22 protein-coding genes are annotated in these 25,896 nt (G+C 40.5%); 5 read left to right on the top strand and 17 right to left on the bottom strand.

The features are described 5' to 3' along the window. Positions 1–77: 77 nt before the first annotated feature. The 14 genes from J8L98_RS17440 to J8L98_RS17375 all read right to left on the bottom strand — a co-directional run bounded on the left by J8L98_RS17440 (position 78) and on the right by J8L98_RS17375 (position 14,227). A complete protein-coding gene (locus J8L98_RS17440; protein ID WP_210997477.1) occupies positions 78–1,085 on the bottom strand; it encodes a hypothetical protein in 1,008 nt (335 codons plus the stop codon). Between the two features lie 349 nt (positions 1,086–1,434). Continuing rightward, positions 1,435–1,830, bottom strand: a complete 396-nt coding sequence (locus J8L98_RS17435; RefSeq protein ID WP_210997476.1) for a hypothetical protein — start codon at positions 1,828–1,830, stop codon at positions 1,435–1,437. Between the two features lie 97 nt (positions 1,831–1,927). Next, positions 1,928–2,164 carry a DUF4157 domain-containing protein gene (locus tag J8L98_RS17430; protein WP_210997475.1) on the bottom strand — a complete coding sequence of 79 codons (237 nt, stop codon included), beginning with the start codon at positions 2,162–2,164 and terminating at the stop codon, positions 1,928–1,930. A gap of 66 nt (positions 2,165–2,230) precedes the next feature. Beyond that, the gene (locus tag J8L98_RS17425; protein ID WP_210997474.1) at positions 2,231–2,731 is read right to left on the bottom strand and encodes a hypothetical protein; all 501 of its coding nucleotides are present in this window, start codon (positions 2,729–2,731) and stop codon (positions 2,231–2,233) included. Positions 2,732–2,835: 104 nt separating this feature from the next. Then, positions 2,836–3,219: a hypothetical protein gene (locus tag J8L98_RS17420; protein ID WP_210997473.1), complete on the bottom strand. Its 384-nt coding sequence runs from the start codon at positions 3,217–3,219 to the stop codon at positions 2,836–2,838. A gap of 148 nt (positions 3,220–3,367) precedes the next feature. After that, positions 3,368–3,802 carry a hypothetical protein gene (locus J8L98_RS17415; RefSeq protein WP_192509438.1) on the bottom strand — a complete coding sequence of 145 codons (435 nt, stop codon included), beginning with the start codon at positions 3,800–3,802 and terminating at the stop codon, positions 3,368–3,370. Between the two features lie 320 nt (positions 3,803–4,122). Next, complete coding sequence (locus tag J8L98_RS17410; RefSeq protein ID WP_210997472.1) at positions 4,123–6,138, bottom strand: hypothetical protein; 2,016 nt, start codon at positions 6,136–6,138, stop codon at positions 4,123–4,125. Positions 6,139–6,165: 27 nt separating this feature from the next. After that, complete coding sequence (locus J8L98_RS17405; protein WP_210997471.1) at positions 6,166–8,187, bottom strand: tail fiber domain-containing protein; 2,022 nt, start codon at positions 8,185–8,187, stop codon at positions 6,166–6,168. A gap of 121 nt (positions 8,188–8,308) precedes the next feature. After that, positions 8,309–8,944 (bottom strand): Pvc16 family protein, encoded by a 636-nt coding sequence (locus J8L98_RS17400; protein WP_210997470.1) that lies wholly within the window; start codon positions 8,942–8,944, stop codon positions 8,309–8,311. After that, complete coding sequence (locus tag J8L98_RS17395) at positions 8,922–10,907, bottom strand: ATP-binding protein (protein WP_210997469.1); 1,986 nt, start codon at positions 10,905–10,907, stop codon at positions 8,922–8,924. Before J8L98_RS17395 ends, J8L98_RS17400 begins: the two co-directional genes overlap by 23 nt. Positions 10,908–10,913: 6 nt before the next feature. Further along, positions 10,914–11,342 carry a glycoside hydrolase family protein gene (locus tag J8L98_RS17390; RefSeq protein ID WP_192509433.1) on the bottom strand — a complete coding sequence of 143 codons (429 nt, stop codon included), beginning with the start codon at positions 11,340–11,342 and terminating at the stop codon, positions 10,914–10,916. Further along, on the bottom strand, positions 11,335–11,886 hold the full coding sequence (locus tag J8L98_RS17385; protein WP_318782641.1) for a UpxY family transcription antiterminator: 552 nt from the start codon (positions 11,884–11,886) through the stop codon (positions 11,335–11,337). The genes J8L98_RS17390 and J8L98_RS17385 overlap by 8 nt, the downstream gene beginning before the upstream one ends. 473 nt (positions 11,887–12,359) lie before the next feature. Next, positions 12,360–12,935 carry a sigma-70 family RNA polymerase sigma factor gene (locus tag J8L98_RS17380; protein ID WP_192509432.1) on the bottom strand — a complete coding sequence of 192 codons (576 nt, stop codon included), beginning with the start codon at positions 12,933–12,935 and terminating at the stop codon, positions 12,360–12,362. 617 nt (positions 12,936–13,552) lie between these two features. Further along, a complete protein-coding gene (locus tag J8L98_RS17375; RefSeq protein ID WP_348771913.1) occupies positions 13,553–14,227 on the bottom strand; it encodes a M15 family metallopeptidase in 675 nt (224 codons plus the stop codon). Positions 14,228–14,696: 469 nt separating this feature from the next. Between J8L98_RS17375 and J8L98_RS17370 the strand changes: the two genes are divergently transcribed. Both J8L98_RS17370 and J8L98_RS17365 read left to right on the top strand, forming a co-directional pair. Continuing rightward, positions 14,697–15,053: a YciI family protein gene (locus J8L98_RS17370; protein ID WP_210997468.1), complete on the top strand. Its 357-nt coding sequence runs from the start codon at positions 14,697–14,699 to the stop codon at positions 15,051–15,053. 159 nt (positions 15,054–15,212) lie between these two features. Beyond that, a complete protein-coding gene (locus J8L98_RS17365; RefSeq protein ID WP_210997467.1) occupies positions 15,213–16,148 on the top strand; it encodes a hypothetical protein in 936 nt (311 codons plus the stop codon). A 62-nt stretch (positions 16,149–16,210) separates the two neighbouring features. Here the strand turns inward: J8L98_RS17365 and J8L98_RS17360 are convergent, their stop codons facing one another. After that, positions 16,211–16,630, bottom strand: coding sequence for a hypothetical protein (locus J8L98_RS17360; RefSeq protein ID WP_210997466.1), 420 nt, complete (start codon positions 16,628–16,630; stop codon positions 16,211–16,213). Positions 16,631–16,869: 239 nt separating this feature from the next. Next, on the bottom strand, positions 16,870–18,132 hold the full coding sequence (locus tag J8L98_RS17355) for a DUF6596 domain-containing protein (RefSeq protein ID WP_210997465.1): 1,263 nt from the start codon (positions 18,130–18,132) through the stop codon (positions 16,870–16,872). A 598-nt stretch (positions 18,133–18,730) separates the two neighbouring features. Here J8L98_RS17355 and J8L98_RS17350 point away from each other — a divergent pair. The 3 genes from J8L98_RS17350 to J8L98_RS17340 all read left to right on the top strand — a co-directional run bounded on the left by J8L98_RS17350 (position 18,731) and on the right by J8L98_RS17340 (position 25,218). After that, complete coding sequence (locus tag J8L98_RS17350; RefSeq protein ID WP_210997464.1) at positions 18,731–18,934, top strand: hypothetical protein; 204 nt, start codon at positions 18,731–18,733, stop codon at positions 18,932–18,934. Between the two features lie 438 nt (positions 18,935–19,372). Next, a complete protein-coding gene (locus J8L98_RS17345) occupies positions 19,373–20,947 on the top strand; it encodes an ATP-binding cassette domain-containing protein (protein WP_210997463.1) in 1,575 nt (524 codons plus the stop codon). Positions 20,948–21,378: 431 nt separating this feature from the next. Then, positions 21,379–25,218, top strand: coding sequence for an ATP-binding protein (locus J8L98_RS17340; protein ID WP_210997462.1), 3,840 nt, complete (start codon positions 21,379–21,381; stop codon positions 25,216–25,218). A 226-nt stretch (positions 25,219–25,444) separates the two neighbouring features. Here J8L98_RS17340 and J8L98_RS17335 read toward each other — a convergent pair whose 3' ends face one another. After that, positions 25,445–25,588 carry a hypothetical protein gene (locus J8L98_RS17335; protein ID WP_210997461.1) on the bottom strand — a complete coding sequence of 48 codons (144 nt, stop codon included), beginning with the start codon at positions 25,586–25,588 and terminating at the stop codon, positions 25,445–25,447. Positions 25,589–25,896 lie beyond the last annotated feature (308 nt).

Genomic DNA, 25,896 nt, shown 5'->3' with positions numbered 1-25,896 from the left:
TTTGTTATGGGTTTAATTTTTGAAAGCCTAAAAACGGAAGTAATCGTTAACAGTGATAATTTTCAGCTTAAACAATTTCATCCCATTTTATGTTCAACTGAGGCTGTTTCGGTGGTCGTAGGGTAATGTGACTTCAAAACCAAGTTATTCTTTTCCATTTTCGTATATTTCCCAACATCCTTCTCTTTTAACTTTTCTGTATTGTTGCCATTTCCCCAGTCAAGGACAATCTTTCGCAACCCTACTGATTCATTAATCCACGATTCAGTACCTTTTAAGTCTACGTCAATTATAGGGTCCTCATTAGTCTTGCGACCTTTTCCTATAGCATCAGCGTAAGTTTGATTTATTTTATAAGACTCATATGGATGTATAGCTATAGTTTTATTTCCTTTATGCACATTACCTTTTTTCCAGAGTCTATTTTTTTCTGGACGGGTACCCAATAGATCCAAGTCTTTTAAAGCATTATATGAAGCATCAATTTTATCTCTGTCCGCTGGTAATGCCATGTTTATATTTGTTGTATCTCCTCTAGCTGTAGATACTTGTGTCAGAATTAAATCGTATTGCGAAGCGGCAGCTGTATTCAAATCACTAATAGATTTCTCCAAAGTCTCCCTAAATAATTTATCACTCACAAATTTTGATGAGACTCCTTCGTGATTTAAAGGGGCGGCATTATTAGATACATCTTTTCCAGTTCCACCTTTATCTACCTCCCTTCGGTTGTCTAAATCATTAGCTGTTAGAGATGACATATGTCTTTCAACAGCATGATTATTTCCCCAATCTTTTATCCACAATAGATCATCAACACTATCTGAATTATTAGTTAATTCATCTGCTTTTGTCTCCTCAACCCCCTTTGACTGTAAATAACCCTTCAAATCTTCTTTTGGAGTCAGTTGTATCGGTATTAATCCTGCTGGGCTTCTGATATTTTCGCTTACTCTTTGGACAATAGTCTTTGACCGATTATCAACAAACCCAACTCCTTGATCCCCATAATCTCTCTTCTGAACAGCAAAATTAGCAACCGACCGACTTTTATTCTCCTTCGGCTTCTCTTTTTGTGCATACATATCTCATACCTTTTAAATTTGTTTTAGTGGTTGTTATAGGCTTTCATCAGTTGCCTATAACAATCGCCTTCCCAAACAGTGGTGTTTATTCCTACTATCTCATTATCATGAGCGGCTCATTAACCGCTCTATTGACTGTTAATGAGCCACCACCCATGTTCCTTTACCAATCATCGATCTCATCTAGGGGTGAACGAATATTGCCGAAGCCTTTCGTCGTCACAGATATGATTATCTCTATTGTTTTCGAACTGGGATGCCCAAGAAGCCAAGGGGGTATTGCGAACGAGTGACGAAAGGGTTGAAGAGACGCGTTTGAATATCCGCCAGTCATCTAGCTAACCATCCATTACCCTAATCGATCATAGGCGGATTTAATGGCGTCTCCGTAGGAATCGGCGCGGGCTTCCAATGTTTGGTCTGTGCACACCGCTTGCCCTGCGATCACCGTATCGGCTTTGACTTTGCCCTCTACTCGGTCTGGGATGTGCCCCAGTTCATGAGGAATATCCGCGGTGTGACCAATTGTAATGCTGCTGCCTTGAATTGCAGAACGAGCCCCAATACTGGTGAGGTAAGAGTCATTCGGGGATGTAATATTCATGCTGTAACCAAGGCTTTGGGGGTTGTACCCCGTGGCTTGCTCACAAGCGGCAGACCAACGATTAGAGATACCATTGACGCTTTCGTTCATTGCTTGACGCTGAATTGGGCTGGCAACCTCATTGTTGAATGCAGTCTTCATCTGAACCATCTCTTCTTTCTCTTCAACCTTTTCTTGCTGTGGTGCGTACATAGTGTTTCCTCTCTGTTTGCGTTAAACCCGTTGTTTGGTGTGCTTATCACATACCCGCTTGCTGCATTCCTAGATCATGTATGTGTACTTCGCTGCCTTGTGCATACGCGTGAGCGTTAAGTTGCGCTGGCTTTGATGAATTGGTGTGCACTGCAACATGACTTAAATCAACGCCCATCATGCTACCTACGTTGTCTTTTAAACGCGCTTCTCGGCTCATGCTTTGGCGCTGTATGGGAAATACGTCCTGCTCGTGCTGTTCATGATTACGTGATTGATACATAAAGGTTCCTTGATAGAAATGAGAAAATCACTTACACAATAAGCGTAAGTAATGAAAAATACTGCTTTAACGAATTTTGATAATATACTTCACATCAGTGAGTGCCGTTGTTTTGGCTGATTTTTCCATAGCGCTGCTCCGCTTGTCCACCTGTACACGATTCATACGTATATTATCCATAAGCACATTATTTATAACTGAATTTTCGTATAACATTGTGGGCCGACCTTGCAAGCCATCGCAAAGCGCATACCCATCAGGAAGGCCTTCACCAAACCATAATATAATGGCCCCTACAGGCAGGCTATGTGCATTGCTATTGCTGTGACTTGCTGCGCTCTGTGCGGTATTATTTGCGCTATTGGCAAGCCAAACCGTACCATCGACTCTTAAGTCTCCTCGCACTGTTAGGTTGTCGGTTAGTTCAGCATTGCCCTGTTCATCGATTCGAATACCATCATCTTCTCCAATCATACAATGATCAATCAGCTCAGCAAATTGCGCCCCGGTCGGTTTGGCACCCGCTGAAAAGAAGCGTTTAAGTTTGGTTCTCACGGTATCGATCATACTGTATTACTCTAACTAAATATGTAACATGACGAGGCATTGCTCCGTCGAAATAAGCTGGACTGCAAAGGCAAAAATTGCATAATATAGGGTAATTCACATCATCAGCTCGATTTAAGGTCGGTCAATGTAAACGGCTGCCAGGTGTATACTTCGCCTTGTTTTGCCACCAGCTCATAATAAGTGTATTGCCCAAATTCATCAGGGTGTTTACTGGTCACCAAATTGCCAACTTCTAAATCGCCACATAGCGCCTGCCATTGCCCTGTCTCACGAATGAGATACACGCCATTTTGGGCCGCATCAGTTTGCCGAGTTAATAAATGCACAGTTTGCCAATGTTTTGGCGAAGCGATTTGGCTAATATCAATGTTCTCGTTATGAATAACATCCACTTCCTGTTTAACACCTATATATCGCTCTAAGTGCTGCGCTTTTCTGATGACGCTTGCAAACATATCGTTAAGATTGAAATAGTCTAAAGGCATAATCGCTCCAGTGTATGCACACTTCTTATTACCCTACTCCATCACTGATGGCACATAGAAGGTATATAAAAGTATGTACAGAGACGAATTATTACGCCTCTGCACACTCATCAATAGCTCATAATTATATTGAGCTGCTCTATATGCGCTACACAGCCACAGGGGGTGTATCGTGGTAAATTTCTTTGCTCCAAACTTGTCCTAATACATCATCCTTACTGGTTAATCGCCATAATACCGTTTGCTCGTCGTTATTATGATTTAAGTCATCAACCATGTTGCCTACATCATAAGGACGCTCAACTTTGGCTAAATCACCGCTTACTTCAAGTTTATAAATGCCATTGTTTAATCCCACTGATTGACCTACTAGTAATACATATTGACCAACCTCAACCAGTGGGTTTGCATAGGCTAACAGTGGCGTCTCAACTTCTTCAACAGTCTCAACCTGCTGAATAATTCCCAAATACCGATAAAGTGAATTTGCGCGTTCGGTATTATCTATAATTTTATCTTCTCGTCCAGGAACATTGCCCTGTAAAGATGCTAATCGTGCTGATAGTGATAATGTATTCGCCATAAATGGCCTCCTAATATGGGGAGTGCATCGTCTGTATAAATGATAATGCACTGTTGATTATGTTCATGGCATGCCATGTTGGCTTGGCTCATAAACATAAAGATGTACTGCTATGCAGATAAGTGACAGTGTGTAAAACCGATTTCATAAAAGTATTGAGTATTCAAAAATACGCGTTGACGCTTTAACTGGATAAAATATGACGTAAGGAAGTACGATATCGTGAAGTTTTTTCCGCCATCACTTCACCCTGTGCTTGTCGCATGACTGACTATTATTTAAATACCATGGGTATAAACACAAGAATAATTAAAACGTTATTACGAGCTTGTTAAATCAAATAATTGATAGGTAACAGTGTCATAAGATATATAAGCGCTGGTGCCATTATCGTTACCAATGTCCGTGATACGCCCAACTATTCCGCCTTCGAGCACCACCGTTCCACCAATAAATTGAGTACCAACTAAGTCTATACTCTGCGATTCAAACCAGTTTTTGACAGCAACATTATTGAACCCTGAAGCGCTATCATGATGCACATGCTCTGATATTGTTAGCAGCTCTGGTTTAGTGAGCAATAGATTACTTTGTTCTTGATCCAGCGCATATATAGCCAGTACGCGTACGCCACTTACAGCACCATTTTGCCCAGTACTTTGCCTAGTAAGCACGTACTGCCGCTGATCAATGAGCTTTTCTTTCATCCATTGTGCTTCGTCCACTAAGTAGCCCAAATGAGTAATGACAGTACTCGATATCAAAAAGCGTTCTGATGTTTCAGGGTTAAATACCTTGCGAATATACCCCAAATGGCTTTGTATTGTACCTTGTACCAATTGCCAACTGCCACCCGTGTATTCCCAGCACTGATTGTTTTGCGCATCGTATATTTTACTGGCATCTAAGCCACCATTAAAATCAATGTCTAGATAAGTAGAGCCTGCTTGTGAATGGGTATAGTAACCATATTGCTGCGGCCCTTTAAAAATATTGAGGCGATTGTCACTATTTAAATCAAGGGTTATTTTTGAACCTGCCTGGTAATTATCAACGTCATTCCAGTTGGTGGTATAGCATGTAATGACATCACCTTGGCGCTGTATTTTTACTCGGGTTTTCGCACCATCAAAATTACCTGCTACGCCATCAATATTTATATCATTTATTACCCATGTAGGCTGAAAAGGTCCATTTTCACTATAAATCAGTCCATAGCCCTGTTTAGGCCCCATACCACCTTTTGTTCTGACTAACGCCAAAAACTTATTCACACTGCCTTCACGCACAAAGGCAACAATCAGTCCGATAGTATCATCGTCTGCCGCTGGTGAAGTAAGCGTTGCTTCAAAAGAGAAATTATCCAATTTATCCGGTGATATAAAACCACAACCACTGCTAGTATTGGTCGGCATAGACACCCTATCTGGACTTCGTAAAAATTGCCAATCGGCGGCCTCCCCAGTTGCTGTACTTGCATCTGAAAAGTAGGTTGCTCCAGCAAATCGTGCCCAACTATTGAATACATCTTCCATTGTTGGTGGGCTATAACTGGCAATTGCAGTAGATACTTCAGCTTGAGTGCGATAAACAAACGCTTCTAGCTCTGGTAAGGGGGTAACGTTTATAAACACAGTCCCTATTTGCGTCTCATCTAAGCCATTTTTTATATGATAAGTAAATTGTGCTGGCTGCTCTGCCAAGCCTGTGGAAATAAAGGTGATATTATCCCCCACGAGGTTAACACTCCCACCAATAGGGCCGCTAACCGACACCAAAGTAATGCCTGAATTAGAGCTGTCTTCATCGTTTACAATCAGTTGAGACGCGCTCACATATAACGTTCCCCCTTGCTGCAAGCTAAAGGTATCAGGGTTGCATATGAGCGGTGGAATAGCCAACACACGCATACTTACAAAATGGGTCTTCCTAACTCCTATGCTGTTCTCTACCACAAAGTCAAACCGAGCTGCACTGTTAACACCACTGCTTGAAGTGAATACCACATTCACACCATCTATGCGCACACTGCCATATTGGGCATTTAACACATTCACGAGCCTTATGGCCTCTTGACCATCACTATACTCATCAAAACTACCTGCTAGAATATTGGCAATAGGTATCGTGGCCGCTCGATTGCTATACACATCAAATACTTTATCAAGCAAAAAAATGGTATTTGCAGATGCGCCATAAAACTCACTAACAGCAATACTTTGCCCTGGTATTTTATTAATATGTTCGCTGTACACGCTTAGCGTATATGGCGGCTGCGTGCTATATTCTTGCCCGATATCTGCTAATGAAATAGCCCCTATATTTTGCAATGACATACTCTTTCCTCACTGTAGCAGCACATATTAACAATCATTTTTTTCAAACTGGGTTTCTAAATGAGCGACTTTTTTATTGAGCGCTTTGATCCCCTCAACCAATAACCCCACCATATTTCCATAGGCTACACTGAGGTACTCACCTTCTTGATGCACAACTTCCGGTAAGACATTGGCTACTTGTTGCGCTATCAGTCCTGAAAATCGACGTTCTTCAGATAAATCCGTGCGAGTAAAGGTCACACCTTGCAACTGTGTAATGCGTTCAAGTGCATTTTCAATATGCATAACGTTACTTTTCAATCTTTGGTCTGAAAAAGCAGTCACATCGTGAGTTGCAACAATGGCCCCATCAACATTTAGATTTCCGACTAAATTGGCAGTCTCTATATTAAAGTGACCACTGAGTGTATCGCCGGTTTTTTGAATATATCGAGTATCCGACTCTACTTTGGTATAACGTTCGCTCCCTTGAGATATTCGTGTTGCCACTTCATTTTGTAGCGCCTCAGTGAGCACTGTATTTTGCTCTTGGCGGACTTGAGATTCATTCTGAATTGTCGTCTCTAATACGCTGTTTTGTGTAATTCGTGATTGCGACTCTGTTGCTAAATTATTTTCCAGCGACGTACTGCGTGCATCATTCGTTTGCGCGTAATTAGCAAATGCTGTATCTGACTCTGTGTCTACCGAATTAATTAAAGTAACAATTTCGGCAAAAGAGTCTTTTTCAGCATCACTGGCTAACAAAATACTGTCGATTCTGAACTTTTGCGTGTTGACTTGTTCTGTATAGTCATTAGTAAGCCCCGTTGAGGTCGCGGCAAGCTGCGTCGCTAATACACTTGCATCTACCACTTTTTCAGCCGTCGCACTTTGTACATCTTGTACTGATGCAAAGTCTACGCTAATTTGGTTATTTTGATTTTTTAAACCTATACCTGCCATTGCGATTGCCGAAGAGGGCTGCCAATAATACTCAGCGGCTTGACCGTAACTGTATTGTGCTGCCACTACAAATACCTGACCTTGATGCTGACTTCCTTGCTTTACAGCAATCGCGCTCCCCGTCGAAAGAGAGGATAGCTCTGCGGTATTTACCCGAATGAGTTGCGCCGGACTCATTTGTGTATCGAGTTGCCATACGCCATTTTGGCTCGGCGTATTTTGCGCCGTAAGCAAGACATAATCACTATGATTTAATATGATCTGGTCGATGTCTGTGGGCGGTTGCAACACATCAATAGACTCAGTGGTTTCTGCACAACGTACCTGAATATTCAGCAACTGTGGGCAGGCCAATGCTTCTAACTTATGATTAAGCCAACGACCGCTCTCAGAGCTCAGTACTTTGGCATCTATTCCCTTATGAATATCCTCTATGCTTGCAAAATTGAACCGTTCCGGCTTTACCTTTCCTGATGTGATCTCGGTTGCATTTAGCGCACTAATGGCACTCCCATCACCGTCAAATTTACCTTCGAATAACGTAGCTGTGACTTTTGAGTTTGCGCCGTTTTGGGTTAAATCAACGTGAGCGGGTAAACGAGCATTCAACAAGTGTGTAGTCATATATTCAGGTATATCTAAGCTTTTTAACAATACCCACTCATCGATAGCATCAACTATATTGAATCTATATTCATAAAAACTCGCACTGCTTCCTTGTGAACGATTTGCTTTTAATAATAATCCATGCGTAAAATCAGCACTTTGCTGTTGCAATGTTAGCGTTGCCACATCGTCAGCAATCAATACCGTGTAAACCCCGTTTACAGCTGGGTCATCTTGCAAGTAAATCAACACAGTTTCACCCGTTGCCAAATTATAATTTTTTAGCTTTGGTTCTTCATATAAATTGCCGTCCAACGTCGTTAGCTGCTCAGTCACCACACAATCAACGGTCATACCAAATAAATGTGCTAATAAGCTAAACGTCGCTTGATTATCTGTTGCTGCATCAATGAGCTGATAAAACTGTTCCTGTGTCGGTATATCTCCGCGTGAAAAGTAGTCTCTGAGTTCAGTATTCAGTGCTGAATGTTTCATGTTGGTCCCTTTGGTTTTTTCGCTCAGACACGAGCTGCTGGGCATTAGTTAGATTGCCTAATACGGATAAGTAAAAAGTTTGGTCTTGTTCGAGAAGTTAACTGTGAAATGCGCGTAACTGTTATTTTTTATCTAATACATTATTTATTTCACGTACAATTGGTAACTCAACAGGTTCAAATACCGGAATAGGTAATGACAGTGAAAATAGTAATGTTGGTTTCGGTGATGAACCCAATGCCTGCCAAACCTGACCACTGACCTTGTCACTTTGCTCATTACCAAATAACTGGGCGCGTATGCCATAGGGGTTTAGTTGAATATCATGCGCGTTTAATATTTCTGCAGGTAAAAAGTCGTAACGTCCTAAACCACAGAGTAAATAACTTAAAATTAAGTGCTCTATTTCAGCACTTTTTTCTTCATCTTTACTCCAGATGGTCAGCATATAGGTAAGTGTCACAAATTTAGGTTCTTTATAATAAACACTGCCTGACTGCGTATCATTCACTTCCATTCTCGGAATTTCACTTTGCCGACGAGCAACATCTTCACTTACGCCAATCAAATAACAATTCACCATAGGAATATCACTGACTACTTTATCAAAAAATGCTTTATCAGGGGCTTTAAAGCTCAGTTGAACCCCTTGTTCTGATTGCGAAAGCGCTTGTTGAGTCGGATCTATCGCCAATATTCGTTCGGTAATAAACGCGTGCAATGCTTGCTGTAATTTATACAATAGCGTCGGGTCCATGATGCCCTCCTTGTAACCACTTTAAAATGTCTTTTTGGGCCATAAACCCGGCGTGATGTTTTGCCAGTTCTCGCTTTAACGCACAGGCAATATCTGAGCGAACTATCAATGCTCTACCCGCCATTAAACTTTGTAATAGTGCTGTTTCGGTAATATTTATTATCTGTGCAGCGCTGAGCTCAAACTGATGGGCTAGAGGCGTTATCACGCCGAGTAAATCGTCGTCCGCATTACCGCCTAAACTATGCAGCCACAAGGTCATTCGCTCTGTTTCGGTGGGAAAAGTAAACTCAACCACATTATGAAATCGGCGTAAAAACGCCTCATCCAAATTTGCTTTAAAGTTGGTACTCAGTAACAGTAAACCACTGTAATGCTCCATACGCTGGAGTAAATAACTCACTCCCATATTGGCATTTTTATCATGGCTTGACTCTACCTCACTGCGTTTGGCGAAAATGGCATCAGCCTCATCAAACATCAACACCGCATTATGGCGCTCTGCTGAATCGAATAGCTTGGCTAAGTGCTTTTCTGTTTCACCAATCCATTTACTGGCAATATTTGCGAGGTTAACCAGATATAAAGGCAGCTGTAACTCTCCCGCTATTGCTTCTGCCGCCATCGACTTTCCAGTACCGGGCTTGCCCCAAAAAAGCGCTTTACAGCCACTATTTAGTCGAGGCAATCGCGCTTTTAATTCAGCTTGATAACGCACCCGTGCCACGAGCTCTTTTAATGGTTGTGCCACGCTATTGGCAAGTACCATATCTTGCAAAGTAAAACGCGACTGACTGAGCTTTGCTAATTCATCACACCCTACACTCTGTGTTTGTAAACATTGTGCTTGTAATGTGCTCCAATAATCTTCTGGCGTATGCATTAATTGAATAGCATGTTGTGATAGTGTGTTCATACGTTCAAGCGCGATGGGATAATGCGTTGCCAATTGCCAAGCACGTGCTTCGAGCCTAGCCTGAGATGCTGGAGCCAATGCCAACCAGCTGCTTGCGACTTTTTCTTGAGTTGGCATCACAATTACACGCTCATCAACATGCTCAATGTCATGTTTTCTCTGTTGCGGTTCAGCCATAGTGACAATATATACCTGCGGCAAGTGCTGTATAATGGCTCGCAAATTTTGATAGGCTATGTGTAAATAGTTCACCCAATTAGGCCAATATATTACAACCGATTGGCCTTTATTCTTAAGCAGTAACTCAGCCAATTCCACCTGCAGTATTTGACTATCGTACTGCTTTCCTTCTTCTGCTTCGCCAATGAACTGACTCACTGAAAGTGTTGAATGAGCGGCTAATTGCATACCATACCAGAGTGCTTGTTCGGCATTGTCATGGTTCAAAAGCGTATACTTTGCGATTATTTTATGTTGTTCTTTGGCAAAACTGCAGCTAAAAACAGGGTCAATGTCATACTTTTTTATTGCACTAAATAATGCGCCATCCGAGCTCGATACACAGCCGCTTTGTAAATATTGCTGTAACAATGGCGATATCTGAACTGCACAAGATAAACTCATATAGTGACTCGATTGATTCAATAAGCCTAATGTAAATAAGCGAGATGAACCAATATTTTCTGCCAATAATGTACGTTTACTCAGTCGCTTATCATTTAGTGTTAACAACTTGTCGAGGCTTAAAGTTGGCCCTTGCTCAAACCAACTCAGACCTATAAATGGCGCTACACAGTCGGGATCCAGAGTTTGAATATACACCAAAGCGAGTAACGTAACTTCAGAGTCAGTTAAATCAAACCACGCTTTTACTCCTAAAAAACGCGTAGTTTTGGCAAGCGTAGTCGTGGCATTATGAAGTTGTGTTGCAGCTGGGTCTAGATCTTCATTCGCCTCTTTTAAAGCGAGTCCAAATGCATAAAAACATTGCGCCAAGTGTCGCTCAGCGGCAACGATAGCGTTGTGCTCTTCCTGTATTGATGCCATAGCACATTATCCTTTTGCCATCATATCGGCCAGCTCTTTGGCACGATACCCAACCTGCTCAGCCCACTTAGAATCCAACATTTCTTGAGCTGCCAGATTAAACTCTTCGACACATAACGCTGCGAGCATTTTTTTAAACCGCTTTAAGCCTTGTATACCTAAATTAAATGCCATATTTAACAGCACTAACTTGCGTACTTCTGACAGTTGATTAAACACTGGAAGCTGCTTACTTACTTGTCCAAGTACCATAGTAATATCGTTATCGAGTAAGTATTCCGCTTCTTGCTCAGTAATTCCCCGCTCTTGCAAATTACGCCCGACACCGATGGTAAGCTTACCAGCAGTACATTTGTAAGGTTTACACACTAAGCCTTCGTGACAGATCAGCTGTGCTTTTAATGCATAGAGCCCATGTTGAGATAGTTCAGCCATAGTGCGCTTCTCCTACAATTTTTATTAGTTCGATGGGCACACTCACGAGCATGCTTTGCTCAAGACCATGTACTTCAACCGCCACAACATGCTTGCTATTTAGCTCCATCAATGTTCCTTCATAGCCTTGCAGGCTTCCTGCAATGATCTCTACTCGTGCGCCTTTAATTAAGCGGTTCGCTAATACTGAAATATCGTATCCAGTATTTAGTGAACGTTTAATTAAGGTAATTTGTTCATAAGCAATTGTTGCTGGCCGATTATTAAATCTGACATAATTTACAAAGCCCGCCATTCTCTTAATATGCTGAAATTCGTTACCATCTAAATACACGAATACATATGATTTAAATAATACTGTGCTGATAGTTTTATTTCGGTCACTCCATTTACGCGTTTGGGTTATTAAAGGCAGAAATACTTCGCAGTCACTTTGTAAGCGCTCAACCTGCTCTGCAAATTTTTTCTCTGTATTTGGTTTGGTATACACCACATACCATTGTCTTTCTGTCGTCATATCAAAGGTCCAGGTAAGCTCCGCCACATCACTCCCGTTATGAAGTAATATGAAACAATTTTGTTAGTACAACAAATACACGCTATTTGCTGAGTTTTTTACCAGAATCAACTTCTGTTATGAAACTAACGGAGAACCTGCAGTGTTGTGAAATAAATATTGATTATTAGGAGAGTAAGTATATTTTTTATAAACTTAAAAATCAGGAAATTAATTTTTCGATGTGGTTAAAAATAAAATTATTCGATAATAAACCTTCGCGCAAAATACCGGTAACATCTTGCGAAAAACGAATAGTTAACCTCAGGTTTGGATAAGGGTTTTGGAATAGAAAATATTTTTAAAACAAACTTACGTACATTCCAATGATGATATTTTGTTTAATATCAAGGCGCTTTTATGCAGTAATAGCGGGCTATTACAAATGAAAGCAACGCCGAGAGTGAGAAAAATAGCTTTATTGGGCAAATTCGCTTATCCAGAGCTGAGGTTAGTTAATATTATCCAGCGCGATACTCCTCCCTAAGACCTGACAGTTTCTTCCGTGCCAGCTGCACCCGTTTACGTACATTCTCCTGACTTAACTTCATTTTACTTGCAATTTCTGGATACTCTAAATCATGCATAAATTTATACTCGACAACCTGACGTAATTCAGCAGGTAAATAGGAGATTTGTTGCATAAGTCGATGGTAAATATTGGATTGAATAAGTTCTGATTCTAATGTTTTAGAATAGCTATCAGCAAAAAAAAACTCCTGTGGAAGCTCTGAAACTTGATTTACGAGCTCTTGTTGTTTGGTATTCGCTCTGTGTACGTCCATGCACGTGTTGTGCACAATACGACACAACCACGCAAAAGCGTTCTCAATATCGTCCTCACGTGCTGTATAAGCTTTATATGCTTTTTCACACGCTTGCGCCACCGCATCTTCTATTTTATCTATATCATTGTGCAACCATTTATAACAACACCGTACAAGTCGTTCTTCGTGTTCACTCCATAAAACCCAGAAATCACTGTGTCCTCGAAACGCGCGAATATCCGCGGAAGAATAATCCTTTGAAACCAACATCACTTCTCCAATTTATAATTAAATATCGGAGGAATGACGTAGAATAAAAAATTATGTGAAAATATTTATTTAGCATTTTACATACCAAGCATTAACGCTAAAATTACATAACAAAGGAATACTGACAATAATTCAAGAAATAGTAATGATTGTGCTGGGAAGATTATATATAGGCGGTATAGTATATCAATTACATAGGATTACAGCGTACAATAAAAGCCTCATAAAAACGGCCCTATTATTTAAGGTTATGAAATTAAAGTATATAGATTAACTTTCAAAGAAGTGATGACTCACTGTTTATACCACTTTGTTTTAAAACATGATTTAGTATTAGATATTGAAAGGGTTAGATGTAATTTCTTTACATAAATCATAAAATAAATGCAAATTTAACAACAAAAAGAGACCATCCACTTCAATGAAAACACATCTAGATGCACGCTAAAATATCGAAAATCACCAGATGTCACTTTAAGTTTGGCATTGCAATTTAATTGCCTACACGCGCTACTTTTCATCAAATGCACATCAAAAAACTCAAATAATCGATATTTTCTGTCTTAGCGTCAAATTACCGCCAATAACAATCACGCAATAATACGATACATTATCGCTTAGTTATCGGCTATTTCATCATCAAAATAACGATTTTTAAAAGGCTCATTTTTCAATGTAAAGTGCCACCACTCTTCTTTTAAGCCCTTAAAACCTGAATTAGCCATAATGTTCGCTAGCAACATGCGGTTTGCTCTTTGCTGTGTGGTGACTTCCATAGAAGAAGGCCATGATAACGTAGAAAAAAAATCCCAACCGGTTCCCATGTCAAGTTCAGCGCCTGAGCGGCTATCAACCAGCGTGATATCTAATGTGCTGCCACGAGAGTGACCCGACTTTGCCGCAATATACCCCAACTCAAAAAGTTGCGCTTTCTCTACCTGAGGATAAAAAATCGCTTTATTTTTATTATCGGTTAAATCTTTTGCCCACTTTACGAAATGATCTACTGCACGCTGGGGTCGGTAACAATCAAACACTTTTAAGCTCAAGCCAAATTGTTTAGCCGATGTTTGCGCTACTTTTAACGCTGCGATAGCAGGAATAGATAACAAACAATTAGGGGCGGAATATCCATCAATCTGAGTACCAACAAAGTTATTACTGCCGAAGTACCGAATATCAAAATGCACTGAGGGAATGGCTTTTTTTACATCATACAACTCATTAGCTGCAAGTGGCCCACTGATCATGCAAACACCAAAAATAGCGCTTAAAAATATCGACTTAATCACGAAACCCCCTTATATGTAGCTTAGTTATAAATATATCAAAACAATATGAATCAAGTATGAAGCGCCAGCACTATGAAACTCAAGAGAAAAAGTACCTTGATAACAATTCACCTCAATCCTCATTTAAAACAAGACTTACCGTCCATCAGTCGCCCCCATTTACAGAGCCGGAAAATTAGCCAGGCTCTTATTAAGGCTGATAAAAAATTGGTCAAATAGCATAAAGGCAATCAACGAGTATATGAAGGTTGTGATAGTTCAACTCAATAAAAAACCGAAACACAAACTATAAAGCGTAAAAACAGGCCTACCACTGTGCTCAAACACCACTGGGACGCTTTACTGTCAAAACATAATACTGAGTGCCTATAAAAAAATAAATTTATGTCTGTGCATTGTCCTCGATAACACACTCACAACGTCTACTTATAGAACACTTACACTTCATTTAATAAAACGAGGATATATCATGAATGAATTTATGTTGATTTATAAAGGCGGCGATCCAGATTGGATGGCAAATACAACAGAGCAAGACATGGCCAAAAGTATGGAAAAATGGGGGCAATGGATGGCGCAATTAGAAGCGACTCAACAACTCGTCAGTGGCGGTTCACCACTTGATTATTCAGGTAAGCGACTTTCAAATGATAAAGTTGAAACTGATATTGCTGCAGCTGAATTCAAAGAATTGGTTTCAGGGTACTCAATTATTCGAGCAAACAATATAAATGATGCAACCACATTGGCTAAATCATGCCCAATATTTGATTATCCTGGTGTTGAAGTCGAAATTCGACAAATCATGTGTACCGACAACAGCTAAATATTAATTCGTCAAAAAGGCGATTTTTTGGTTAAACGGACGTCCGATGTCCACATCGGACGTTATAAAAAAACCACAAAACATTAATTATCAATAAGTTAACTATTGGCATTATGATTGCTTCTTCAACATAAAAGCAAACTCCTTCAAAGGAACAAAATGATGATCAAGATTCTTACTCCAATATGTGCAGCTTTAGTCTTAAGTGGCTGTATTGTTCACGTTGGCGGTGCCGCGGCAAAAGCAGACAAGCATGAAATACAACAATTGGCAGTAAGCACTGCAGGACTGACATCTCTTGATGCCAACCTTGGTGCTGGCTCTTTAAAAGTAATAGGCACGCCAAACCTGTCTGAAATCAAAGTTGATGCCGATATTTATACTTACGACGGGTCAGGGTACACTTTTACATTAGACACTTCTGGCAGCACAGCCAAGTTAATTGCGGAAACCAGTTCTCGCAGTGGTAATATCTGGGTCGTCGGTAACCAAAGCCCCCGTATTGATTTAGTCGTCTATGTACCAGAGACTATGGCGTTGGATATTGATGATGGCTCTGGCGACATCCATATTCAGGGAATAACAAGCCATATCAACATTGAAGATAATTCCGGTGGAATCAGTATCAACGGCGGTCACAATATTAATATTGATGACGGATCAGGTGATATTAATATCAATGGTGGCTATGCAATTGATATTAAGGATGGCTCTGGGAGCCTCGATATTAGTCACGCACAAGGCGATATTCATATCGTGGATGGCTCAGGTGATATGAAAGTTCACGACACAGTGGGTGAAATATACATTAAAGATGGCTCAGGCAGCCTCAATATCAAAAACGCGCAAGGTAATATTTCCATCAATGATGGTAGTGGTGATTTAAACGTGTACCGTGCACAAAAGAATGTTGAAATAGAAGATGACAGTGGCAGTATTTCAGTGGCAAAAATTGCGGGTAAAGTCACGATTGAAGACGGCTCGGGAGACATAGAAGTAAACCATGCTGGCAGTTTACATATTTCAGATGCAGGATCTGGTAGCGTGAGTATCGATAATATCAAAGGCCGTATTTCTGGTGACTTAAACCAATAAGCAAACCTCACCCAATAATGAAGTGCCTCAAACAAGGTCGACTTCATTATTGGCTATGCCCGTTAAAAGAACTTCATAGAACTCGTATCATCATTAAAACCAATTAATCTAAAGTCGGCTAAATCACCTATGATCGTTCTATATTGACCACCATAATTCGCTTTTTGATAAACAGTCACACCAATCGCATTATAAACTTTAATTGCCGTGGTATTGTCATTAAAACCAATAACTCGGAAATCTGGCGTATCTTCAACAATAACTCGATATTGAGATCTGTAGTTCATATCATTATATACTACAGCCATTCTCATTTGCATGTTGACAGCATCATCAAATTTTAATAATTCAGAATCAGAAAGTTTATTTCTTACATCGTTAATTTCTGCATAGCTCATTTCATTTGTGTTTTGAAAGGTTAAATCCGCAGAAAGCGTATTGAAAGACATTAACGCTGCAATTGCTACCAGTGTATTTTTCATTTTATTACCTTATAATTTAATAATATCAATCTGAGCCTTCCTGACTCAATTACAAAGTATATAAATATATTAATACTTAATAGCTAGACTTTAGTGGTACAAATAAAAAACAAGAACATCATAATTCACATTCTGTAAATAAAATAAAAAACACATTAAATTCTAAAAAACAAAAACCACAACCAATTTATTGCTAATTTACTAATGAAATTTAATTAAACTGCACATATATATTTAAATCAATGTAAATCATTCAACAAGCGTTGCAACTGTTGCCGGATAATTTGATGCTCCAATATAGTCCCACCTCTTTTTTTTGCCAACTCAGCATGAATTAACGCCATATTTCTATCGCCTTTTAGCGCATATAGGTGTGCTAAAGTAGCATCAAGCGCATGGCTTTGTTGAAACTCACTGTTGTTAGTCAGGTTTTCCAATGACCCAATCGCTTCACCACATTGCCCTGCATAACCAAGTGCTATCGCTTTATTCAGTAATGCATGTGCAGATCCCGTTACTTGATACAGCATAGAATACAAACGAATAATCATACTCCATGGGGTGTGTTTAAAATCAGCTGTCATACAATGTAATTGCGCTATTTGTGCTTCAATTAAAAACCGCCCAAGCATTTTTGGTTGATATGCTAAAGACAAAACTAATAACTGTTGCCCTTCACAGATAAGACTTTTGCACCACAACGAACGTTGCTGTAAATCAAGTGAGACAACTTTTCCTTGGCTATCTTTTCTAGCGTTAAAACGTGCAAAGTGAAACTGCATCAATGCCAATAGCGCTAAGGTCTCGCCATTAAAGGTATCATCATTAAGTAACAATAGTTTAGTCATGCCAATGGCATCAGCACAGAGCATTGCATTAAATGGCTCTCGTTCACTCGAGCTTAAATACCCTTCATTAAACAATAGATATAAAATGGTGTGAACGGCCTCTAATGACGCATTAAGTTTATGGTTTTCTGGCAGTTCAAACTGACTTTGTGCTAAGCGTTTTTTTGTGCGGTAAAGTCTTTTTTTTACTGTTTCTTCTTTAAGTAACAATGCTCTTGCGATCGCTGCGCTTGATAGTCCACATAACACATTTAGAGCAAACCCAATGCGATTCTCAATATTGATATCACACTGACATACACAAAAAATGAGACGGAGTTGATCATCTTGAATTTGTGATTCAGTAAAGGCATCATCCAATGAACGTGCTAGGGGAGTGTTACTGGCCTGCCAAGCTATGGTTTGCATGCTATATTGGTCGTGGGTTTGTTGTTTTCGTAGTACATCATAGGCTTGATTCTTAGCTACAGTGAGCAACCAAGCACAGGGGTTATCAGGCATTTCATTTGGCCATTTCAATAATGCCTTATTAAAAGCATCTTGAGCTACATCTTCAGCAAGCTGAATATTATGAATACCAAAGAGCTTGACGAGCACCGCAATAATTTTACGATATTGAGATTTATAGAGTAATGCAAGCTGCTGTTGCCACACAGTGTAATACCTTTGCCGTTCACGTATTAATAACTTAACACGAGAAATCACATTTTGTTATATCTACGATACCTCCCTATTTGTACCTATCACCACTAGCGTGTATTCAGTGTCATAAATAAATTACGAAGCGATGTAATCCCAACGCTTATTGTTTATCCACTGTGTTGTGTAAACATGCAACTCGTTAGTTAACCTCAGTTCTGGATAAACGAATTTGCCCAATAAAGCTATTTTTCTCACGCTCGGCGTTGCTTTCATTTGTAATAACCCGCTATTACTGCATAAAAGCGCCTTGATATTGCACTAAATATCATCATTGGATTGTACGTAAGTTTGTTTGCAAAAATTTTCTATTCCAAAACCCTTACCCAAACCTGAGGTTAGTTAAAAACCTTAACAGCCAATCATCGAGCGCCACTTTTCCATAACGCGTAATAGCTTGGCCAAGCTTCTTAACATCACAGCAATGAAACGCATAATAATATGACGCAAGCCGACAGCGGTGCACTGTAAATGAATTGAAAACACATTGACAATATATTGTATGCAATTTATGTTGGGTAGTAATTTAACATCAGAATAGAAGGAAATACTTATGAAACTAAAACTGACTAAGACTCACTTAAAATGTTTATACCAAGAAGGTAAAGGCTTAGGTCATGCGCAAACACCAAAAATAGCTGGAGGTGGCCCAAATTCAGCGTTTTGCGATACAATGCGACAATGCGACGATACACGGTTATGTACTGGTGCATGGAAATGTTGGGATTACACCTCGCCAGAAATGGCCGGTTGCTAGCTTAATGTAACCTTAGCGCTAAGCGTAGCCAGAGTACTCTGGCTACCACAGCCAACGGCCTCACCAATGCAATTGCTTGTCACTATCATGAATAACGAAAACGTCACCTTTTTTTATAATAACTGAACGCTCGTAATTTTGATGCTCTATTACAAGTGACTCTTTGCTGAGCTGACCAAATGTCTATAGAGTCAGCTATTAAACATCAGTAAGCGCTTGAATTTATATTGATAAATCCATTACACTGGATGCCTATTTCTATTGTGGAGTGTACGCCGTCATGAACAACTAAGTCCTGTTATCCGAATTCTCATTCTTTTTTTGGATCTACAGGGTTAGTGGGCGTAGCTCTATACCTATTAAATAAGTTCGCGACAGTGTCGCAACATCTCGCATATTGGCTACCTCACTGCGCCTGTTTTTATCAGGAGGCTCATTGTGCCCATTTTTAAAATTCATAATCTCAGTTTGCAGCTCTCAGGTGGAGACGCCCTTTTTCACAATTTATCTTGGAACTTAACGGCATCGCGTGCAGCCCTTGTTGGCCGTAATGGCATAGGTAAATCCCTATTAATTAAAGTAATTCGAGGTGAGATCCCCCCAACTCAAGGTGACGTGGTTTGCCATACAAATATTGGCTATTTTACCCAGCATCACGAAGAAAAATCGCCCACGTCAACATTGACCATTGCCGAATTTTTAGGGCTTTCAGCGAGTTTACATGCCTTAGATGCTATCTCCATGGGGAGTTGCGACCCTAAAGACTTTGCCACTGTTGGTGATAACTGGTTATTGGCTGCGCAGCTCAAAACACAACTTAATGCGCTTAATATTAGTACTGATTACTGGCAGCACTGCCGTAGCCTAAGTGGTGGTCAACTTGCACGATTAAAATTATGGCAGTTGTTTAACGCCAACCATCAAGCCCTCATCCTCGATGAACCTTCCAACCATTTAGATCTCCAAGGGAAACGGTGGCTGATTGAGCAATTGCTATCATTTAATGGCGCAATATTAATTGTTAGTCATGACCCACTACTCCTGCAGGAAATGACGGAAATTTATGAACTTACTCCTCATGGTTTAACAGCATTTTCAGGCAATTATCACGATTTTTTAGAGCACAAAGGGCGCCTTGAGCAGGCTTTAAATCAGCAAATTAATCACATAAAACGCGAACAACGTAAGTTACAATTGGCTACACAAACAAATCATGAAAAAGCCCAACAACGCGCAGCACAAGGTAATGCCTTACGTAAGCAAGGCAGCCAAGCAAAAGTATTATTGGATGCCAAAAAAGACCACGCCTCAGCCAATACAAAGCGCCAAAAAATCACGGCTATGCAACAACATGCTAAACTAACACACAAAGCCAATCTACTCCTTGCTAAACAGACCAACACTGTACCTACCCATTTTGCATTACAATCGCACGTAACCCGAAAAAGAAAAATCTTAATAAGAGCGCTACAACTACAACTCCCCTATGGCACACAATCCACCGTTGATCTTGTCGTACGTGAGGGTGAGAAATGGCATATTAGTGCCAACAATGGCGCAGGAAAATCAACCTTATTGAATGTGTTACAACAAAAAATACCAGCTACGTCGGGCACATTGCAGCTCAACTCAACGACCGTTTGTTTAGATCAAAACTATCAGTTGCTCAAGCTCAATCACAGCGTATTAGACAATTTAACTTCGCTTTGCCCAACTCTTAGTATAAGTGAAGCACGTACCTTACTGGCAGGTATTGGCTTCAAAAAAGACCATGTTTACAGCATTACAATGCATATAAGTGGAGGGCAAAAAATGAAATTAGCTATGCTCATTGTGAGTCATCAACCCAATCAACCTATATTATTACTCGACGAGCCGGATAATCACTTAGATGCTGACGCAAAACACCAACTCGCCAGCGCACTCAGACACTATCAAGGTGCCATATTACTCGTCAGTCATGACCCTGCTTTTATTGCTCATGTAAACATTGACCACACGCTCAATTTATAATTGAGACATATGAATGCAACCAAACCTTCTAAATATAAGCACAGTGTTGGTGCTTTTTGTCACCAGCACTGTGCTTATTATTGTTACTTGTTGTACGCCACACTGATTTTCCATAGATTTAATGCATATAAACCTGCGCAGGTCACGCCGTAAGTGCCATACTTATACACTATTAGATCTTGTTATAACATGGTGGGGGCTTACACTTTAGTCGTTATTGATATGTGCTCGGTTGTACCTACTTTTAATAAGGTAATTCGAAAAATGGGTATAATGTACACACGTAATACCACCCATCATCATTAAAAAACGAAATAGAAGTGGGTATTCATAATTCTCCCTCATTTGTCTCATATCGTTTTTAATGCTGCAATAATTAGGATTTAATACTGATAGCGTATACTTTGATCATCCCGAACAGGGTAACAACTATGAAAAGAAAACCAGTGCGTATTTGCTCTGTTGCATGGATGAAAAACCGCTATGGAAATAGTATTTTATCAGCAATGGTCAAGTTTACTCTGCTCATTGGCGCATTTGGCTACGCCAATGCCAGCCCACTCGTTAACTTCCCATTTAGCCAGCCCGCTTTTCAAAACATTGATGATGAAGAGCAAATCATTAATGGGGTTGTTACCTCAGGGTTGGTCAGCAATAATGGCGTATTGTGGTTGACGACTCAAAGCGGCCTAGTCGAATATGATGGCTATCACTTCAATAGATATAAGCATAAAAAAGACGATATCAACAGCTTACCGGGCTCCTATATATTTAGTATCGCAGAGCAAGCGTCAGGCCTTATTTGGCTTGCCACTCGCAGTAACGGACTGGCCAGTCTAAACCCTAAAAATGCCAAAGTAACCCGCTATAACACCACAACTGTTCCTGCAAAATTGGCCAGTAACTCTTTACGCAGTGTATTCGTTGACTCACAGCAGTCTATATGGGTAGGGCACGACAAAGGTGTTAATAAACTAGATAAAACAGGTAAAGTGAGTCAATTATATGCCTTACCTCATAATATAACCGGCATTACCTATCGTATTTTTGAGCCCAGTCCCAATGTTATTTGGATCGCAGGCACCTATGGTGTGGTAGAAATAAAAAATGATTCAGTACAAACTATTGCTGCCGTATCACATTTAAATGTAAGAGACATTATTGCCGACCAACACGGTAGCTACTGGATTAGCACCCACAGAGGACTGTGGATTTGGGATGGTAAAAACCATGTATCAGCGCCAAAGAACATGCCTAGCACGGCGCAGAAGTCTTATTTTAGAAATGCCGTATTATCAGATGATGGATATATTTGGGCGTCAAATTACGGTGAAGGTATTTGGTTGTTTGACGTTCAATCACAGACTTTCTTACGCCAGTTCGTGCACGACCCATCAAACATATCTAGCCTCACCTTTAACGATTTAGGCAAAATAATTAAAGGTCCTGATAATTCATTGTGGATCGGCAGTTGGGGCGGGGGGCTGCAACGCTTAGACCTAAACAGCACCGGACATTTCGCACACATTCGCCACTCATTAATGACCAACACCGGATTAAGCAATGGAAATATCCGCGCCGTAACCATACTCAATAACGGCCATTGGGTGTTTGGCAGTAAAAATGGGGGGGTCGACATATTTAACCCTTATAAAGGTAAAATTGCCCATATTTCTAAAACTGTGAGCGGCGAACAACTCACCAGCGTTATCGCTTTAACGCAAGACGACTCAGGCACAGTGTGGGCTGGCACACATGCACAGGGTATTATGCGACTTGATATTCCCAACCAAAAGGCCGTTGCACAAAAAATAGCAGGGTTACAGTCTGTCTCCATTTTTCGATTATTGGGGTTGAGCGATGGTCGAGTTGCAGTTGGCACGAACAGAGGGGCATGTATCATAAATGATGCATTCTCCCGCTGCGATTTTATTAATAAACCTGATAACCAACCTTTACTCGATAGTATTACCAACCTATACGAAGATAAGTTTGGAAACCTCTGGGTTGCGTGCCATTTAGGATTGTTTAGATTAAGACCTAATGCCACGTTATTTGAACAATATAGCGCCCATAACAGTGATATTAGTAACAATTACGTACTGGGGCTGATCACCAATAAAGCAGATGGGTTATACGTGGTCACATCAACCGGGTTTGATGAAATTCCCAATGCTAATGCAGATACGCCTCAATTTTTTGATAAACAAAACGCGATGGGGCTAGGCTCTTATAAGCCTGGTGGCAATGCATTAATAGACAGTAATGGTCGCTTATGGAGCGGCGCCACAATTTTAGAGTTTGATAAAAGTCAGTTACATCAATATGGCGCAGACGAAGGGGCCAGTATTGGTACAACTTGGCTCGGATCTTATGCGCAAAAAACCAGCAGTGCAATGTTGTTTGGCGGTACCCGAGGCGTGCTCATCGTTGAACCTGACGGCTACAATGCCCCAACCCATAACAGCGAGATTGTGATACGTAAATGGCGACAAGGAGGAAAGACTTATGCCGTACCCACCAATACAGTGCCGACGTTAGACCCTAATGGGCGCACATTCAGTGCCCAAATCGCTGCTATTGATCTAGTGTACGCGAAACACATTACCTACGAATATCGGCTTATTGGTTTAGACGAGCACTGGCTGCCTTTAGATGAAAATAGTCGATGGATCAGTTACACAAATTTAACCCCTGGACATTACCAATTAGAAGTACGTGCACAATACAATAACGTTGCTGGACAAGTTAAACCCCTAAAGCTGCCTATCAATGTTATGCCGGCATTTTGGCAAACCCAGTGGTTTAAGTTACTGATTGCCATGAGTGTTACCTTAATTATCAGTGGGTTGTTTAAATGGCGCATTGATATTGTTAAAGCTCGGGCAAAATATTTGGAAGTATTAGTTGGTCAGCGTACCCAAGAGCTCGCTGCAATTAACAAAATAGGTCGGCAATTCACCAGTCATTTAACGTTAGATGAAGTGTTTCATGATATTTATGAGCACATGGCCGGAATAGCGTGTGCTGACACCTTTGGTATTGGCTTAATTGATCAAGACAGAGAACATTTGGTCTTTGAGTTTGCAACAGAGCAAGGTATACGGTTTGAAACATACAAGCGCTCTTTGAATAACCTTGGCCAGCTTGCGGTGCATTGCGCCATTAATAACCAAAGTATTTTAATCAATAATTATGACCAGCAATTTGAGTTGTATCACCCAAACCCAGACTCAGCTATTCACACGCTCAGCAATGGCAAAACCGGCGCACAAGCGGTCTCTATGATTTATGTCCCAATGAGCATTCAAAAACAAGTCATTGGTGTAATTGGTATGCAAAGTTTTAGAGAAAACAGCTACTCTAAAAATGATATTACCATACTCGAAACACTCGCATCATATGCCGCGATTGCACTTGCTAATGCCAAGTCACATCAAAATTTAATTGAGGTACATGATCAACTAAAATTCAGTGTAGAGCAGTTAAAAACCACCCAAGAAAAGCTGGTTATGCAAGAGAAAATGGCCAGTCTTGGACATCTGGTCGCGGGAGTTGCTCATCAAGTAAATACCCCATTAGGCATTGCCATGACAGCGCTTTCAACATTAGATGAAGACTTCAAAAAACTAGAGCTCGATTTCACCAACAACCAACTTAAACGCCAAACTTTAGAAGTATTTATTGAGCGCTACCAACAAGCCCATGACTTAATGACCCCAAATCTGCACAGAACCGCCGAATTAATTCAACAATTTAAACAAGTTGCAGCCAATAGCAGTGATACACAAATCGGTAAAATTGACTTACATACACTATGCAAACAAGTTATCGCAGTAGCCGCAACACAAGCCCAAACCAAAAACATCAGTTTGTACTTAGATTCTCAAGACTCCCTCCATATTTTCGCCAGTTCAAATTCACTTAACCAAGTGTTACTAATATTAATACATAACGCGTTACAGCATGCATTTACCGAACAAGCCTCTAAAGAAGTTCGCTTGAGTTACCATCTTATTGAGCAACGTCTCATTATTCGCTGTCAAGATAATGGGCAAGGTATCGCCCCTGAGCTCATTGACAAAATTTTCGACCCTTTTTATACCACGTCCATACAAGATGGCGCAGTTGGATTAGGTTTAAGCATTGCGTACAACATTATTCATCAACATTTCAACGGCACCATAAAATGCTTCAGTGAACTAAACCAAGGTACATTGGTCGAAGTCGCATTGCCCGCTAACACGCTTTTAAACAAACCGGAAACCTAGTCAATAAATAGGCATAACACCAGAAAATATTTCATAAGCAAAACTGTGACACCTTATTGCATATGTGCTATTAAATAGGCGCACGGTACACTGTGAAGTACCAAATAGAACCCCCTTCGGGGAAAGTGAAATAAGTCATGCAAAGGGTTTGCACTATGAAAAAAATGACACAGCGAAGAAGGCACATATGGTTTTTTATGTATTCACAGCAACACGCAGCCCAAATTCAAAATAACAAGGATAAACCTGAGAAAGCGATATCTAAAACGCCTGAGTCAGCATAGTAAGCCCAACTTACAACGATATTTTTAGTTGCTACTGTTACTTCAACACTAAGCCATAAAAAACGCTCTGTGCCCCTATCCTTCATCTTAAATTAAACCTTCGTCGCCCTTACCCTACCTTCGTCGCCTTTCCCCCACCTTCGTCGCCTTTCCCCCACCTTCGTCGCCTTTCCCCCACCTTCGTCGCCCTGAACTGGTTTCAGGGTCCATATTGAAACATGTGCGGTATTGTGGATCCTGACCTGCGTCAGGAAGGCGGGATGTGTATGACCTCATATCGAAGTGTGCACCACCTTCGTCGCCCTGAACTTGCTTCAGGGTCCATATTGAAACATATGCGGTATGTGGGCCCTGACCGGCGTCAGGAAGACGGGGTGTGTATGATCTCACATCC

The organism is Pseudoalteromonas sp. MMG013 (assembly GCF_018100885.1).
Lineage (GTDB): Bacteria > Pseudomonadota > Gammaproteobacteria > Enterobacterales > Alteromonadaceae > Pseudoalteromonas > Pseudoalteromonas aurantia.
The sequence above is the reverse complement of the archived record's forward strand: the minus strand, read 5'-3'. Positions and strand labels throughout refer to the sequence as shown.